Below are 15,945 nucleotides of genomic sequence, written 5' to 3'. Positions count from 1 at the left end.
GAGAGATGAATCAAGAGAAGTACACCGACCGCATGCGGGGCTTCCTGCAGAGCGCCCAGATGCTGGCGCTGCGCGAAGGCCACCAGCGGCTCGTTCCCGACCATCTGCTGAAGGTGCTGCTCGACGATCCGGAAGGCCTTGCGGCGAACCTGATCACGTCGGCCGGCGGCGATTCGCGCGCGGTGCATCGCGCCGTCGAGGCCAACCTCGCCAAGCAGCCCAAGGTCGAGGGCCAGGGCGCCGGCCAGATCTACATGGCGCCGGAGACCGCGCGCGTGTTCGACCAGGCCGAGGCGATCGCCGAGAAGGCGGGCGACTCGTTCGTCACCGTCGAGCGCATGCTGATGGCGCTGGCGCTGGCCAAGGGCACCGAGGCCGCCGACGCGCTGGCCAAGGGCAACCTGAAGCCGCAGGCGCTCGAGACGGCGATCGCCGACCTGCGCAAGGGCCGCACCGCCGATTCCGCGTCGGCCGAGGGCAGCTACGACGCGCTGAAGAAGTATGCCCGCGACCTCACCCAGGTCGCCCGCGACGGCAAGCTCGATCCGGTGATCGGGCGCGACGAGGAGATCCGCCGCACCATCCAGGTGCTCAGCCGCCGCACCAAGAACAACCCCGTGCTGATCGGCGAGCCCGGCGTCGGCAAGACCGCCATCGCCGAGGGCCTGGCGCTGCGCATCGTCAACGACGACGTGCCGGAGGCGCTGAAGGGCAAGAAGCTGATGGCGCTCGACCTCGGCGCCATGGTCGCCGGCGCCAAGTACCGCGGCGAGTTCGAGGAGCGGCTGAAGGCCGTCCTGTCGGAGATCTCTTCGGCCGAGGGCGACATCATCGTCTTCATCGACGAGCTGCACACGCTGATCGGCGCCGGCAAGGCGGACGGCGCGATGGACGCCTCCAACATGCTGAAGCCGGCGCTGGCGCGCGGCGAGCTGCACTGCGTCGGCGCCACCACGCTCGACGAGTACCGCAAGCACATCGAGAAGGACGCCGCGCTGGCGCGTCGCTTCCAGCCGGTGTTCGTGGCCGAGCCGACGGTCGAGGACACGATCTCGATCCTGCGCGGCATCAAGGAGAAGTACGAGCTGCACCACGGCGTGCGCATCGCCGATTCGGCGATCGTGGCCGCGGCGACGCTCTCCAACCGCTACATCACCGACCGGTTCCTGCCGGACAAGGCGATCGACCTCATGGACGAGGCGGCGAGCCGCATCCGCATGCAGGTCGACAGCAAGCCCGAGGCGCTCGACGAGCTCGACCGGCGCATCATCCAGCTCAAGATCGAGCGGGAGGCGCTCAAGAAGGAGAGCGACCAGGCCTCGCGCGACCGGCTGGAGCGGCTGGAGAAGGAACTGTCCGACCTCGAGCAGAAGTCCGCCGAGCTGACGGCCCAGTGGAAGTCGGCCAAGGACAAGCTGGCCGATTCGCAGAGCATCAAGGCGCAGCTCGACAAGGCGCGCTCCGAGCTCGAGATCGCCCAGCGCAGGGGCGAGCTCGGCCGCGCCGGCGAGCTGGCCTACGGCGTGATCCCGGACCTCGAGAAGAAGCTCAAGGAGGCCGAGGGCCACGAGGTCCAGGGCGGCAAGGGTGTCAAGGAAGAGGTCACGCCCGAGGACATCGCCGCCGTCGTGTCGCGCTGGACCGGCGTGCCGGTCGACAAGATGCTGGAGGGCGAGCGCTCCAAGCTGCTCCGCATGGAGGAGCAGATCACGAAGCGCGTGGTCGGCCAGGACGATGCCGTGCGGGCGGTCGCCGACGCGGTGCGCCGCGCGCGCGCCGGCCTGCAGGACCCCAACCGGCCGATCGGCTCGTTCCTGTTCCTCGGCCCCACCGGCGTCGGCAAGACCGAGCTCACCAAGGCGATCGCCGAGTTCCTGTTCGACGACGACCAGGCGATGGTGCGCATCGACATGAGCGAGTTCATGGAGAAGCACGCCGTCAGCCGCCTGATCGGCGCCCCGCCGGGCTATGTCGGCTACGACGAGGGCGGCGTGCTCACCGAGGCGGTGCGGCGCCGGCCCTACCAGGTGATCCTGTTCGACGAGGTCGAGAAGGCCCACCCGGACGTGTTCAACGTGCTGCTGCAGGTGCTGGACGACGGTCGCCTGACCGACGGGCAGGGCCGCACGGTCGACTTCAAGAACACGCTGATCGTGCTCACCTCCAACCTCGGCAGCGCCCACCTGGCGGCGTTGAAGGACGGCGAGAGCGCCGAGACGGTGCGCGAGCAGGTGATGGAGGAGGTGCGCCGCGCCTTCCGGCCGGAGTTCCTGAACCGGCTCGACGAGATCCTGCTGTTCAACCGGCTGAGCCGGGCGCACATGACGGACATCGTCGAGATCCAGCTCGGCCGCCTGCGCAAGCTGCTGGCCGATCGCAAGATCGACCTCGAGTTCGACGGCAAGGCCCTGCAGTGGCTGGCCAACCGCGGCTACGACCCGGTCTACGGCGCCCGGCCGCTGAAGCGGGTGATCCAGCGCAGCCTGCAGAACCCGCTGGCGACGCAGATCCTCGAGGGCCGCATCAAGGACGGCGAGACCGTCAAGGTCGCCGTCGAGAACGGCGAGCTCTCGGTCGGCGGCCAGCGCGTGATGAGCGAGGCGGCCGACGACTGACCGGCTTCCGTCATCCCATGCTCCTCTTTCCTGTTCCTCTCCCCCGCGAGGGGGAGAGGAACAGGAGAGGGGGCTACGACGGTTCGTGAAACCCAATCACAAAATCTTTCAAGGGCGCAACTGAGGTCGCGCCCTTTTTGCTGCCCGTTTCGAACACGCGCCTCACGAAGTCGCCTTTGGGCGTGCGCCTCGGCCCCGCCGCCCGTCATCCTGAGCGCAGCGAAGGATCTCATGCCAGTGCCAAGCGGCGACGTCGTCGTTCGTTTCACTGAGAGAGCCCCTTCCTCCCCAACGAAGTTGGGGAGGTGGCGGCGTCTTCGCCGACGGAGGGGTCGGAGCCCCTCATCGAACCCCTTGACGAGCCCTTCAGCCGCGATCCAGCCTCGACCGGCAACATTGCCGTCGAATTCCCAATTCGCGTGGCCACCCGCAAGGGTTGCCGCTAAATTGCCTCTTCGGGGGCTGCTTCGCGGCTGGGCGATCGCGCGGTCTGGCACGGCCTCACAGCCCGCTGGTGGCGAGCATTGGGGAGAGAAAATTCGTGGCCAGGCAATCGCTCCGCGACCGGTTCGTCGCCATCCTGACCGAGCTTGGAGGCTCGGCCGGTAACGGCCGGTTGCGCGACGAGCTCGGCTGGACCGAGGCCACGTATGCCGCCGTGAAGGGAGAACTGGTCACCGATGGCATCGTCATTCCCGGCCGGGGACGCGGCGGCTCGGTGTCGCTCGGCGGTGCCGCAAAAGCGGAACCCCTGCAGGAGAAGCCACCAGCTCCGGCTCGGGCGCCGGCGGCGGCCAGACGGGCGAACGGCAACGGCGGCGACCTCGGCTTCGAGGCCGAGCTGTTCAAGACCGCCGACAAGCTGCGCGGCAACATGGAGCCGTCGGATTACAAGCACGTCACGCTCGGCCTGATCTTCCTCAAGCACATCTCCGACAGCTTCGAGGCGAAGCGCGCCGCGCTGCTCGCGGAGTATCCGGACGGCGCCGAGGATCGCGACGAGTACGCCGCCGACCGCGTCTTCTGGGTGCCGCCAACCGCGCGCTGGTCGCATCTTCAGGCGAACGCCCGGCAGCCCGCCATCGGCAAGCTGATCGACGAGGCGATGATCGCCATCGAGAAGGACAACGAGAGCCTGAAGGGCGTCCTGCCGAAGGACTATGCCCGCCCCGCGCTCAACGCCGTGATGCTCGGCGAGCTGATCGACCTGATCTCGGGGATCGCGCTCGGCCAGGAAAAGGGCGAGGCGCGCGACGTGCTGGGCCGCGTCTACGAGTACTTCCTCGGCCAGTTCGCCGGCTCGGAGGGCAAGCGCGGCGGCGAGTTCTACACGCCGCGCTCCGTCGTGCGGGTGATGGTCGGCATGATCGAGCCGTTCAAGGGCCGCGTCTACGACCCATGCTGCGGCTCGGGCGGCATGTTCGTGCAATCGGAGCGCTTCGTCGAGGAGCATGGCGGGCGCATCGGCGACATCGCCGTCTACGGCCAGGAGTCGAACTACACGACGTGGCGGCTGTGCAAGATGAACCTGGCCGTGCGGGGCATCGATGCCGACATCAAGTGGAACAGCGATGGCAGCTTCCACAAGGACGAGCTGCGCGACCTGAAGGCGGATTTCGTACTGGCCAACCCGCCGTTCAATATTTCCGATTGGGGCGGCGACCGGCTGCGCGAGGACGTGCGCTGGCGCTATGGCATGCCGCCGGCCAGCAATGCCAACTTCGCTTGGTTGCAGCACATCGTGCATCACTTGGCGCCGGCGGGTGTCGCCGGCGTAGTGCTGGCCAACGGCTCCATGTCTTCCACGCAGAACGGCGAAGACGCGATCCGCCATGCGCTGGTCGAGGGGGTAGGCGGTGCGCCCGGTGTCGTCGATTGCATCGTGGCGCTGCCGGGCCAGCTCTTCTATTCCACGCAGATTCCGGTCTGCCTTTGGTTTCTCGCCCGCGACAAGTCGAACGGCGTTGCGCGCGACGCGAAGCTGCGGGATCGGCGTGGCGAAATCTTGTTTATCGACGCCCGCAAGCTCGGCCACATGGTGGATCGCACGCGCAAAGAGTTCTCGGACGATGACATCGAGAAGATCACGCAGGCCTATCATGCTTGGCGGGGCGAGGACGACGCGGGTCCTTATGCGGATGTGCCGGGTTTCTGCAAGGCGGCGACCTTGGAGAAGATCGAGGAGCACGACCACGTGCTGACGCCGGGACGCTATGTTGGCGCAGCTGGTGTTGAAAAAAGTGAAGTTTCCTTCGTCGAGCGCTTTGCATCGCTGCAAGCAAGCCTGGAGGAGCAGTTCGCTCTGGCGGACAAGCTGACTGGCACTATCCGCGCCAAACTTGCGCGTGTGGTTCCCGATGCGTGAATGGCAGACATCGCCTCTCGATGAGTGTTTGGAAACTCTCCTCGACTACCGAGGTAAGAGCCCTCCGAAGTCGGAGAACGGGATTCCCGTCCTTTCCGCAAAGGTGGTTAAGACGACGGGCCTTTTGAGGCCAATCGAGCAGAAAATTGCGTTGGACTACTATCCGAAATGGATGATTCGAGGGCTTCCACGCATCGGCGATATCGTAATGACGACCGAAGCGCCAATGGGCGAAGTTATACAACTTGACGAAGAAACCGTTCAGTATGCGCTTGGTCAACGTATCATATGCCTGCGTGGAAAGCCCAACAAGCTCGACAATAAGTTCCTTCGCTATCTTCTGACCTCTCCTACCCAGCAGGCTATCCTGGCGAGCTACGCGACGGGGACGACCGTGCTGGGCATCAGTCAGAAGGCACTTCGATCGGTACCAATCACCTATCCGGATTTGCTCCAACAGAAACGGATCGGAGGTTTGCTAGGCGCGCTCGACGACAAGATCGAGTTGAACCGGCGGATGAATGAGACGCTGGAGGCGATGGCGCGGGCGATCTTCAAGGACTGGTTTGTCGATTTCGGCCCGACGCGCGCCAAGATGGAAGGCCGGGCGCCCTACCTCGTCCCGGACATCTGGTCCCTCTTTCCGGAAAGTCTCGACGCCAACGGCAAGCCGAAGGGTTGGACTGGTTATTCGCTCGACATGTTGGCAACTCAGCATACCGCTTCAGTAACGCCAGCAAGTAGTCCCGATGAGACCTTCGAGCACTTTAGCCTCCCGTCCTATGACGTGGGCCAAGTGCCAAGCCAAGATCGAGGCGGAGCCATTAAGAGCAACAAGACACTGGTTCCGGAAGGGGCGATCTTGCTTTCGAAGCTGAACCCTGAGATTGAGCGTGTTTGGCTACCTCAGAAAGCTACCGGGAAAAGGCAGATTTGCTCTACCGAATTCCTTGTCTTCACGCCAAAGGCGAATTTTGCCCCATCGCTCTTGTTTGGACTGTTCACTGAACCGTCGTTCCGGACCATGTTGCAGTCAATGGCCACAGGAACGTCGAAAAGTCATCAACGGGTATCGCCGCCAGCGTTGCTGGGCAGACAGGTTCTACTCGGCTCGAATCTTCTATTTTCTCGATTTGCCGAACAGGTCGAACCACTTCTCGGCCGTATACTGGCCAACCGTGCCGAGTCCGGCATTCTCGCCTCCACCCGCGACCTGCTTCTACCCAAGTTGATGTCGGGCGAGGTGCGGGTGCGTGAGGCTTCGGCGGCCGTCGAGCATCGTCTCGCCAAGGCGCGCTAGGCCCATGCAGTTTCTCCAGCCCATTCTCACATTCCTCCACGAATGGGCGGATGCCTGGGTGATGTTGACCGCTGGCGGCACCATCGCTTTGGCGATAGTCACCTTCCGTGTCATCCGCCAAGGTCAGCGACAGCGTGAGGATACCGAACGCCAACACCGCAATCGGTTCAAGCCGGTTTGCCTTCTCGCGCCCTGCAGTGGCGTCGATGCATGGAACCGGCGCGGGGAATTGCTCGAAGTGATATCGCCCGCCGCGGAGAACCCGTCTTGCGGGACCGTCGCGATCAGGTGTGTCCTCCGGAACGTCGGCGTTGGTCCAGCCGTGAAATTGCGGCTCAAGTTCCGGTTCCCGGACATGAACGGCTGGACCTCGGAACCTTGGGAACTGTCGCCGCTAGGCGCGGGTGAGAGTTGGGGCAGCAAGACCGAGCCGCTTCTCGTGCCGTTCCCGATCCACGAGCGCTTCAATCAAGCCGATTTCGCGATGCTGGCGGGCAAGCCGTGGGAAATCTGGCTGGAATACGAGGATGTGTTCGGCCGACAATTTCAGTCGATCCATCGGAAGGCTCCCGTCGACACGGACCTCTCGACGGCCACATGGACCACGGCAGGCGGTGACCAGCAGCCGCGGGCGAGCCTGCGGCCTGTCCCCTGGGTCACCTACACTGACGGACCATTGCCGTGACGCGCGTCGCCGTCCGCCCCGAGCTGTTGCGCTGGGCACGAGAGCGGGCCGGTATTGTCGAGGCCGACCTACTGCTCGGCCGCTTTCCGAAGTTGAGCGCGTGGGAAAAAGGCGAGACGCGGCCGACGCTCAAGCAACTGGAGGCCTTCGCTCACGCCGTTCACGTTCCCATCGGCTATCTGTTCCTTCCCGCGCCGCCGTCGGAGCCCTTGCCGATCCCGGACTTCCGCACGCTTGACGGGCGTGGCGTGCGTCGCGCCAGCGCCGACCTGCTCGACATGCTGTATGCCTGCCAGGAACGGCAGGGCTGGTACCGCGAGTTCGCGCTGACGGTGCGCCTGCCCGAGGTGGACTTCGTCGGCAGCGCCGCCGTCGGGGAGCGCCCGGAGGACGTTGCCGCCCGCATGGCGCGGGCGCTCGGATTCGATCTGGCTGCGAGAGCCGAATGCCGGACGTGGGAAGAGGCCTTGCGACTGTTCATCGGCCAGGCCGACCGGCTCGGCGTGCTGGTGATGGTGAGCGGGGTGGTGGGGAGCAACAATCGCCGCACGCTTGACCCCGAGGAGTTTCGCGGCTTTGCGCTGGCTGACACGCGCGCGCCGCTGGTGTTTATCAATGGGGCGGACACGAAGTCCGGCCAGATGTTCACGCTGGCGCACGAGCTGGCGCATCTCTGGCTCGGCGCCTCGGCGGTGTCGGACGCGAGCGCCGCTCCGCTCACGGGCCATCGCCGCGAGGAGGTGTGGTGCAATGCGGTCGCGGCCGAGCTGCTCGTGCCGCTTTCAGCCCTGCGTCCGGCACTGCAGCGGGATGAGCCACTGGACCGGTCGCTGGCGCGGCTGGCCCGGCAGTTCAAGGTCAGTACCCTCGTCGTCCTGCGCCGGCTGCTCGACGCGGGCGCGCTCGATCGGCCGGCATTCGATCGCGCCTGGGCAAGCGAGCGTGCGCGCCTGCGGGAGCTTGCCGGCGCCGGCTCCGGCGGCGGTGATTTCTATCGCACGACGCTTTCGCGGGTCAGCCGACGGTTTGCGCGCGCGCTGGTGGAAAGCACGCTGGAAGGCCAGACGCTCTATCGCGACGCCTTCCGCATGCTCGGCGTGTCGAAGACGGAGACGTTCAACAATATCGGCCGCGAAGCGGGGGTGATGGGATGACCCGCTTCCTGCTCGACACGAACATCTTCATCCAGGCCAAGAACCTGCATTACGGCTTCGATTTCTGCCCGGCTTTCTGGGAGTGGCTGATCGGGCAGAACGCTGCCGGACGGGTCGCCAGCATCGACAAGGTCGGCGACGAATTGCAGGCGGGCGCGGACGATCTTTCCGATTGGGCGGCCGCGCGTGGTCGCGCCTTCTTTCTGCCGCCGGACGATCCTGTCGTGCCGGCCCTTGCCCGCGTCACCGCCTGGGCCACGAGCCAGACCTACGAGGCGGCGGCCATCGCGACCTTTCTTCAGGTCGCCGACTACTGGCTGGTCGCCCACGCGCTGGCGCATGGCTTCGTTGTCGTGACCCACGAGGTCCCGTCGGAGTCGACGCGCAAGATCAAGATACCGAACGCCTGCATTGGGCTGGGTCTGGCCTGTATCAGTCCCTACGAGATGCTCCGAAGGGAACGGGCGCGGTTCGTTTTGGGTCCGACACCGAGGGCTGCGTGAGCGCCGACTGGTATCCCGGCATCCGCGCCTTCTGCGTGCATTGGAAGCACGCGCCGATGCTTCAGGAGACCTTTGCCGCGCTGGAACGCGAGTTCAACGAGGAGAGTGACGCCTCTATCGACGCGGCCAAGGGCCTTGTCGAATGCGCCTGCCGCGTTCTGATCGAGGAACTCGACGACCCGGTAGCGCCGCTCAAGCCGGAAGCCACCGATACGCCGCTCGGGCAATTGGTCGGTGTCGCCACGCGGCTGCTGAATCTGGGCGCCGTGCGCCACCGCGCCTTCTCGGACTTGATCAAGCAGCACAACAGGCTGACCGAGACACTTCGCGTCCTGCGCAACGAAGCCGGTACGGTCAGTCACGGCAAGGACGGCTTCATTGCCAAACTATCGGCGCATCATCGCCGGTCAGCCATGCTCGCCGCCGATGCCATCGTGACGTTCCTCCACGAAGCCTATCTGGAACGAGAACCGGACCCTGTGAGGACGTCCGAGCCCTACGAGCGGTTTGAGGTGGCAAACGCCATCATCGACGCACTCGTGTCGCTTCGGGCCCAATCTGACGAAGATGGGCTCCTTCACGTCGTTGCGGTTCTTCCGGACGGCGAGGAGGTTCCATTGGCGATCGAGCCCTCGCGGCTCTTGTTCGGGGTCGATCGCGAGGCCTACAAGCTCGTTCTGAACGCCTGCCGGGAAGCCAGGGTGGTTGCGTCGCGCGACGCGGAGGCCACCTGATGGCCTATCTTTCGGAGGCCGATATCGAGCAACTCGTCCTCGACCGCCTGTCTGCGCTCGGCTACGTCGTTCTGCGCGACGCGGACATCGGCCCGGACGGCAGGGTACCAGAACGCGAAGCCTACGCCGACGTCGTCCTGCAGAAGCGGCTGACTGCTGCGATCGAAAGGCTCAATCCGGGCATCCCGGCGGAAGCCAGGGGCGATGCGCTGCGGAAGGTCCTGGCGACCGAACATCCCTCGCTGACTCAGGAGAACCGCCGGCTTCACAGGCTGATGGTCGAAGGCGTCGATGTCGAGTTCTTCGGCGACGACGGGACGATCCGCGGAGACAAGGTCCGGATGATCGACTTCGACGATATGGCCGCGAACGACTGGATCGCCACCAGCCAGTTCACGGTGATTGCGGGTGGGGTCGAGCGGCGGCCCGATATCGTGGTTTTCGTCAACGGCCTGCCCCTTGGCGTCATCGAACTCAAGGCGCCTGGCGGCGAAAGCGCGACGCTCTCTGGCGCCTATAACCAGCTTCAAACCTACAAGGCACAGATCGAGTCCCTGTTTCGCTCGAACGCGGTCATGGTGACCTCTGACGGCATTACCGCGCGCATCGGATCGCTTACGGCCGATCAGGAGCGTTTCATGCCGTGGCGCACGACCGATGGCCAGGTGATCGCCGCAAAGGGCCAGCCGGAGCTGACCACGCTGATCGAAGGGATCTTCGAGCGGCAACGCTTTCTCGATCTCGTCCGCGATTTCACCGTGTTCGGCGAGACGGGGTCGGGAATTTCCAAGATTCTCGCAGGCTATCACCAGTTTCACGCGGTCAAGCGCGCTGTCGCCTCGACCGTCCGGGCGCTTGCCCTGAACAACGAGACGCCGGGCGGCTCTTCCAGGAAGCGCGAACTCGCCGAGGCCCCCTCGGCCTATGGCCTTCCGGGAGTGGAGAACTATCCGAAGGGAGACAAGAGGATCGGCGTCATCTGGCACACGCAGGGCTCGGGCAAGAGCCTGCTGATGGCTTTCTATGCCGGACAACTCGTCCGTCTCCCGGAAATGGAGAACCCCACGATCGTCGTCATCACGGATCGGAACGATCTGGACGACCAGTTGTTCGGAACGTTCTCGATGTGCCGCGACCTGATCCGGCAGACGCCGATCCAGGCCGACAGCCGCGATGATCTACGATCCGCGCTCAATCGCGCGTCGGGCGGCGTGATCTTCACCACCATCCAGAAATTCTCTCCTGCGGCCGGCGAGACTACCTACCCAATGCTGTCCGACCGCCGGAATATCGTCGTCATCGCGGATGAGGCGCATCGGAGCCAATACGGCTTCCGCGCCAAGGTCGAGCAGAAGACGGGCGAAATCTCCTATGGCTTCGCCAAGTATCTCCGCGATGCCCTGCCCAAGGCGTCGTTCATCGGCTTTACCGGAACGCCGATCGAACAGGGCGATGTGAGCACGCCCGCTGTTTTCGGCGAGTACATCGATATCTACGATATCAGCCGGGCGGTCGAAGACGGCGCGACCGTCCCGATCTACTACGAAAGCCGACTGGCGCGCATCGAGCTTCCCGAGAAGGAAAAGCCGAAGATCGATGCCGAAATCGAGGAGCTGACCGAAGACGAAGCGACAACCGAGCAGGAGCGCATCAAGCGCAAATGGGCGACAGTGGAGGCGCTGGTCGGTTCCGAGAAGCGGCTCGCGATGGTCGCCGACGACCTGGTCCGCCATTTCGAGGATCGCGTCGCCGCCATGGACGGCAAGGCAATGGTGGTCTGCATGAGCCGGCGCATCTGCGTCGCGCTGTACGATCACATCGTTGCCCTGCGGCCGGATTGGCACAGCGACGATGAGGCGACGGGCGCGGTCAAGGTGGTGATGACCGGCTCGGCCGCCGATCCCCCGGCCTGGCAGGCCCATATCGGCACCAGGGCGCGTCGCGACCTTCTGGCAAAGCGCGCGAAAGACGCGAACGACCCGCTCAAGCTGGTGATCGTTCGGGACATGTGGTTGACCGGCTTCGACGCGCCGTCGATGCACACCATGTACGTCGACAAGCCCATGAAGGGCCATGGACTGATGCAGGCGATCGCCCGCGTGAACCGCGTGTTCCGCGACAAGCCGGCGGGTCTGGTGGTCGATTACATCGGGATCGCGCAGAACCTCAAGAATGCGCTGGGCCAGTATTCGGGTTCGGATCGGCGCCAGACCGGGATCGACGAGGCGGAAGCGGTCGCACTTCTGGTCGAGAAGTACGAAGTCGTGAAGGCGATGTATCACGGCTTCGACTACGCACGCGGTCTGTCCGGTACGGCGCATGAGCGCCTCGTGGTTCTGGCGGAAGCCATCGAGTGGATACTCGGGCGCCAGCATGAGGCCGCGGCCAAGGAGACGACCGACGACGGGAAGCGGCGCGAGAACCGCCGCTATCAGGACGCCGTGCTTGCGCTGTCCAAGGCATTCGCCTTGGCCTCGGCGAGCGACGAGGCACGGGCCATCCGGGACGAGGTCGGCTTCTTTCAGGCGGTCCGGGTCGCGCTCGTCAAGTCGGCCGGCGGCGCTGGAACCGGTGCTTCCAATCGGGATTTCGCGATCCAGCAGATCCTGGATCGCGCCGTCGTCTCGACCGAGATCGTCGATATTCTTGCGGCCGCCGGGATCACCACGCCCGACATATCGATCCTGTCGGATGAGTTCCTGGCCGAAGTCCAGCAGCTCGAGAAGAAGAACCTCGCTCTGGAGGCTTTGCGCAAGCTGCTGAACGACGAAATCCGCTCGCGGAGCAGGACCAACATCGTCGAGACCAAACGGTTTTCGGAGCGCCTGGAAGCCGCCATCGCGCGATACCATACGAACGCCATCAGCACCGTCGAGGTGCTCCAGGAGCTGATCGAACTCGCCAAGGAGGTCCGGGCCGCCCATCGGCGGGGCGAGGAGGAAGGACTCTCCGAGGACGAGATCGCCTTCTATGACGCCTTGGCGGAAAACGAGAGTGCCATCGAAGCGATGGGCAATGATTCCCTCAAGGTGATTGCCCACGAACTCCTTGTGAGCCTGAAAGGCAGCGTCTCCGTGGACTGGTCGCATCGCGAAAGCGCGCGCGCGCGGATGCGCGTCCTGGTGAAGCGCATTCTGCGGAAGCACGGCTTTCCCCCTGATCTTCAGGACGCAGCCGTCCAGACAGTCCTGCGTCAGGCGGAGGCGTTGTCTGCGCGTTGGGCGGCCTGATCGGGGTTCTGCGATGACCGCTCACTCCGCCACCAGGACAAAGCCCTCCTTGCGCGCTGCCTCCGCAAGGCGGTCGTCCAGAATGACGACCTCCAGGGCCGAAGGTCGGCTCTCGGCGGCGACGAACGCCGCCGCAAGCTGCAAGGCATCGGCGGCGCGAAGCGGATGCACGCGCAGGAAGCGAAGGGCGGTTTCCCGCACGATCTCGCCCGGTCCGATCTCGTGCCAACCGCGGGCCAGCTCATCCATCCGCTGATACGCCGCCCCGGCCTGCCGCCGATCGAGAGCGGCTTCACGCTCCAGCCGCGCCAGCGCGGAGACGCATTCCACGCGCGATCCCCACCAGACCAGCATGTCGGGATCCCGGACCGCCAGCGCCTGCATCGCCCGCGTCGTCGCGTCGGCCACGAGCAGCGGCACCAGCGCCGAGGCGTCCCAGAATTTCACGGCGCCCTCAACGCCCTTCGCGGCGTTCGTCCAGCAGGGCGGCGAGCGCGGAGGCACCTGCCTTCGCCTGGGGCGGCGGGCTCGAAAGCGCCGAGCGCGCGGGCTTTGCCGACCGCGGCCGAACGATGCCCGCACGGACCAGCCGCGCCAGCCGTTCGTCGGGTGCGACTCCCGAGGTCACGGGCTCGAGGCGGGCCACCGGGCGCCCCCGGTCGACGATCAGCACGGACGATCCGCTCGCCAGACTGTCGATCAGCTTGCTGAGGTTGTTCTTGGCTTCGGTGATGCTGACCTTCTGCATCTGGCTAGAATGGCCTTTTGGAAAAGGCTATTCAAGCGACAATGGAAAGAGACGGGGCGGAGGGGCAGAACTAAAGTCATTGTCTGCCGGCGGCTCGTGCACCCGGCGGGTGCTGGCGAGTGACAAGGCATCACAGTCCACGCAGTGTTTTCGCCACTTCCTGGCGGTGCGAAAAAACCCGGCCTTGATCGTCCGGCGAGTGAGAGGCTTGAACTGATCAAGCACTTAAGTTATTATTCTCCCATGAACGCCATCGGCCGCCCCACCGCCTACCGGCCCGGTTTCTGCAAGCAGGCCCGCAACTATTGCCTGCTCGGCGCCACCAACGAGGAGCTGGGCGCGTTCTTCGGCGTGACGCGGCGCACGATCGACAACTGGATTGCGGGCCAGCCCGAGTTCGAGGCGGCGGTGAAGAGCGGCCGCGTCGCCGCCGATGCCAAGGTGGCGTCCGGCCTCTATGCCCGCGCCACCGGCTTCGAGCGCAAGGTCAAGCGCACGGCGCTCTATCGCGGCGAGCCGAAGGATTTCGAGACCAACGTCTATTTCCCGCCCGACACCCAGGCCTGCATCTTCTGGCTGCGCAACCGCCGCCGCGCGACCTGGCGCGGCTCGCCGGGCTCCGGCGGCGCGGACGATGACGGCATCGACGACATTGCCCGCCTCGAGGCGGCGAGCGAGAGCGTGCGCCGCTCGCGCGCCTCGCCGCACGACCAGCTTCCGGACGGCGCCCCTCACGATGAGGCCCCTCGGGACGATCTGACGCCGGGCGGTGCCTCTCATGACGGTCGTTGATTTCCCCGGCGGCGGCTCCCGGAAGCGGCTCTCGGACAGGCTGGGCCTCTATCGCTTCGATCCCCTCGGCTTCGTCCTCCACGCCTTCCCCTGGGGGAAGGCGGGCACCGCGCTTGCGGGCGAGAGCGGCCCCGAAGCGTGGCAGCGTGAGGTGCTGGCGACACTGGGGCGGCGCCTCGACGAGCGCGACAGGTCGCCCGTCGAAGCCGTCCGGCTCGCGGTCGCGTCGGGCCACGGCATCGGAAAGTCGGCGCTGGTTGCCTGGATCGTCCTGTGGGCGCTGTCGACGGTGCCCGACACGCGCGGTGTCGTCACCGCCAACACCGAGGGCCAGCTTCGCACCAAGACCTGGGCCGAGCTCGCCAAGTGGCATGCGCTCTCGGTCAACAGGAGCTGGTTCACCTACACCGCGACGTCGCTCCATTCCGCGCGCCCCGGCCGCGACCGCACCTGGCGCGTCGATGCCATCACCTGGTCGGAGAACAACACCGAGGCGATCGCGGGCCTGCACAACAAGGGCCGGCGCGCCTTCGCCCTGTTCGACGAGGCCTCGTCGATCGCCGACGGCGTCTGGGAGACGATCGAGGGCGCACTGACCGACGCCGACACGGATCTCTTCTGGCTCGCCTTCGGCAATCCCACGCGCACCACCGGCCGCTTTCGCGAGTGCTTCGCCGGCGGCCGCTTCGCCCATCGCTGGCAGCCGCAGCAGATCGATTCGCGTTCGGTGTCGATGACCAACAAGGCGCAGATCGCGACCTGGGTGGCCGACTACGGCGAAGACAGCGACTTCGTGCGCGTGCGCGTGAAAGGCGAGTTCCCGCGCGCCGGTACCCTTCAGTTCATCGACGGCGAGCGCGTCCGGCAGGCGATCGAGCGCCCGCTGCCGCCGGAATGGAACACCGCCCTCGTCATGGGCGTCGACATCGCCCGCCACGGCGGCGACCAGACGGTGATCCGCTTCCGCCGCGGGCTCGATGCCCGTTCGATCCCGGCGGTGAAGTTCCGCATCCCCGACCTCATGGTGACGGCGGGCCGCGTCATGGAGCTGGTCAACGCCCACTCGCCCGACGCCGTGTTCGTCGACGGCACCGGCATCGGCTGGGGCGTCGTCGACCGCCTCGCCCAGCTCGGCTGCTCGACCGTGCGCGGCGTCGATTTCGGCGGTCGGGCCGACCGCGGCGACGGCGTCGAGGCCGGGGTGCGCTACGCCAACAAGCGCGCCGAGATGTGGGGCACGATGAAGGACTGGTGCAGGGTGGGTTGCCTGCCGGACGATCGCGCGCTCGCTGCCGACCTCACCGCAGTCGACTACGGCTACGACGCCTCGGATGCCATCCTGCTCGAGAAGAAGGACGACATGCGCCGACGGGGCCTCGCTTCGCCCGACGATGGCGACGCGCTGGCGCTCACCTTCGCCTGGCCCGTGTTCCGACGCGACGCCGCCGAGGACCGCCGCGTCGAGGAGAAGCTCCAGCGGCTGAGGCGGTATGTGGTGTGACGCATCTCATATTCCTCTCCCCCTCGGGGAAGAGAGGCGAGGTGAGGGGCGACGTGAAGACTCTCTCGTGCATCACCTCCTCACCCAACCTCATATGGGTTTTCAGGTTCAAGCGCGGAATCGTCAGCTTGGCCAGGGAAGGTAATCTCACGTCGAGCGCACGGTCATCGTTGCCGGCGCGCCGGCGCCGGTGGCCCACACCATCCACTATCCGCCCAGCGTGCAGGCCTGCATCTTCTGGCTGCGCAATCGGCGCTGTCGGAGCTGGCACAACTCGCCGATCGACCCGTCTCCAGACCCGCTCGCCGACATCGCCCT

Annotated in this window: 12 protein-coding genes; 10 read left to right on the top strand and 2 right to left on the bottom strand. The window is 65.8% G+C overall.

Annotation, left to right across the window (positions count from 1 at the left end):
- Positions 1 to 5: 5 nt before the first annotated feature.
- From clpB to ACO073_RS25610, 8 genes are all read left to right on the top strand, one after another.
- The gene (clpB, locus tag ACO073_RS25645) at positions 6 to 2,615 is read left to right on the top strand and encodes an ATP-dependent chaperone ClpB (RefSeq protein WP_422001496.1); all 2,610 of its coding nucleotides are present in this window, start codon (positions 6 to 8) and stop codon (positions 2,613 to 2,615) included.
- An 841-nt stretch (positions 2,616 to 3,456) separates the two neighbouring features.
- Positions 3,457 to 4,980 carry an N-6 DNA methylase gene (locus tag ACO073_RS25640; protein WP_422002217.1) on the top strand — a complete coding sequence of 508 codons (1,524 nt, stop codon included), beginning with the start codon at positions 3,457 to 3,459 and terminating at the stop codon, positions 4,978 to 4,980.
- Positions 4,973 to 6,280, top strand: coding sequence for a restriction endonuclease subunit S (locus ACO073_RS25635; RefSeq protein WP_422002215.1), 1,308 nt, complete (start codon positions 4,973 to 4,975; stop codon positions 6,278 to 6,280). The genes ACO073_RS25640 and ACO073_RS25635 overlap by 8 nt, the downstream gene beginning before the upstream one ends.
- Positions 6,281 to 6,284: 4 nt before the next feature.
- Complete coding sequence (locus tag ACO073_RS25630) at positions 6,285 to 6,965, top strand: hypothetical protein (protein ID WP_422001494.1); 681 nt, start codon at positions 6,285 to 6,287, stop codon at positions 6,963 to 6,965.
- Positions 6,962 to 8,119, top strand: a complete 1,158-nt coding sequence (locus ACO073_RS25625; RefSeq protein ID WP_422001493.1) for a helix-turn-helix domain-containing protein — start codon at positions 6,962 to 6,964, stop codon at positions 8,117 to 8,119. The genes ACO073_RS25630 and ACO073_RS25625 overlap by 4 nt, the downstream gene beginning before the upstream one ends.
- The gene (locus tag ACO073_RS25620) at positions 8,116 to 8,622 is read left to right on the top strand and encodes a DUF4411 family protein (protein ID WP_422001492.1); all 507 of its coding nucleotides are present in this window, start codon (positions 8,116 to 8,118) and stop codon (positions 8,620 to 8,622) included. The genes ACO073_RS25625 and ACO073_RS25620 overlap by 4 nt, the downstream gene beginning before the upstream one ends.
- A complete protein-coding gene (locus ACO073_RS25615; protein ID WP_422001490.1) occupies positions 8,619 to 9,356 on the top strand; it encodes an abortive infection family protein in 738 nt (245 codons plus the stop codon). Before ACO073_RS25620 ends, ACO073_RS25615 begins: the two co-directional genes overlap by 4 nt.
- Complete coding sequence (locus ACO073_RS25610; RefSeq protein WP_422001488.1) at positions 9,356 to 12,586, top strand: type I restriction endonuclease subunit R; 3,231 nt, start codon at positions 9,356 to 9,358, stop codon at positions 12,584 to 12,586. The genes ACO073_RS25615 and ACO073_RS25610 overlap by 1 nt, the downstream gene beginning before the upstream one ends.
- 21 nt (positions 12,587 to 12,607) lie before the next feature.
- Here ACO073_RS25610 and ACO073_RS25605 read toward each other — a convergent pair whose 3' ends face one another.
- Together ACO073_RS25605 and ACO073_RS25600 are read right to left on the bottom strand one after the other, a co-directional pair.
- Positions 12,608 to 13,033, bottom strand: a complete 426-nt coding sequence (locus tag ACO073_RS25605; protein ID WP_422001486.1) for a hypothetical protein — start codon at positions 13,031 to 13,033, stop codon at positions 12,608 to 12,610.
- A gap of 7 nt (positions 13,034 to 13,040) precedes the next feature.
- Positions 13,041 to 13,334 carry a type II toxin-antitoxin system Phd/YefM family antitoxin gene (locus ACO073_RS25600; protein ID WP_422001484.1) on the bottom strand — a complete coding sequence of 98 codons (294 nt, stop codon included), beginning with the start codon at positions 13,332 to 13,334 and terminating at the stop codon, positions 13,041 to 13,043.
- A 243-nt stretch (positions 13,335 to 13,577) separates the two neighbouring features.
- Between ACO073_RS25600 and ACO073_RS25595 the strand changes: the two genes are divergently transcribed.
- A complete protein-coding gene (locus ACO073_RS25595; RefSeq protein WP_422001482.1) occupies positions 13,578 to 14,126 on the top strand; it encodes a hypothetical protein in 549 nt (182 codons plus the stop codon).
- On the top strand, positions 14,113 to 15,627 hold the full coding sequence (locus tag ACO073_RS25590; protein WP_422001481.1) for a terminase: 1,515 nt from the start codon (positions 14,113 to 14,115) through the stop codon (positions 15,625 to 15,627). The genes ACO073_RS25595 and ACO073_RS25590 overlap by 14 nt, the downstream gene beginning before the upstream one ends.
- Positions 15,628 to 15,945: the final 318 nt, after the last annotated feature.

Origin of the sequence: Reyranella sp. (assembly GCF_965229815.1) — a bacterium.
In the GTDB taxonomy this organism is placed as follows: Bacteria; Pseudomonadota; Alphaproteobacteria; order Reyranellales; family Reyranellaceae; genus Reyranella.
Note: the sequence above shows the minus strand (reverse complement) of the source record. Positions and strands in the feature narration are given on the sequence as shown.

Excerpts from the sequence above, each read along its gene's own strand:
- ACO073_RS25610 (WP_422001488.1), top strand. The coding sequence starts at position 9,356 with ATGGCCTATCTTTCGGAGGCCGATATCGAGCAACTCGTCCTCGACCGC.
- clpB (WP_422001496.1), top strand. The coding sequence starts at position 6 with ATGAATCAAGAGAAGTACACCGACCGCATGCGGGGCTTCCTGCAGAGC.
- ACO073_RS25630 (WP_422001494.1), top strand. The coding sequence starts at position 6,285 with ATGCAGTTTCTCCAGCCCATTCTCACATTCCTCCACGAATGGGCGGAT.
- ACO073_RS25635 (WP_422002215.1), top strand. The coding sequence starts at position 4,973 with ATGCGTGAATGGCAGACATCGCCTCTCGATGAGTGTTTGGAAACTCTC.
- ACO073_RS25620 (WP_422001492.1), top strand. The coding sequence starts at position 8,116 with ATGACCCGCTTCCTGCTCGACACGAACATCTTCATCCAGGCCAAGAAC.
- ACO073_RS25590 (WP_422001481.1), top strand. The coding sequence starts at position 14,113 with ATGACGGTCGTTGATTTCCCCGGCGGCGGCTCCCGGAAGCGGCTCTCG.
- ACO073_RS25600 (WP_422001484.1), bottom strand. The coding sequence starts at position 13,334 with ATGCAGAAGGTCAGCATCACCGAAGCCAAGAACAACCTCAGCAAGCTG.
- ACO073_RS25595 (WP_422001482.1), top strand. The coding sequence starts at position 13,578 with ATGAACGCCATCGGCCGCCCCACCGCCTACCGGCCCGGTTTCTGCAAG.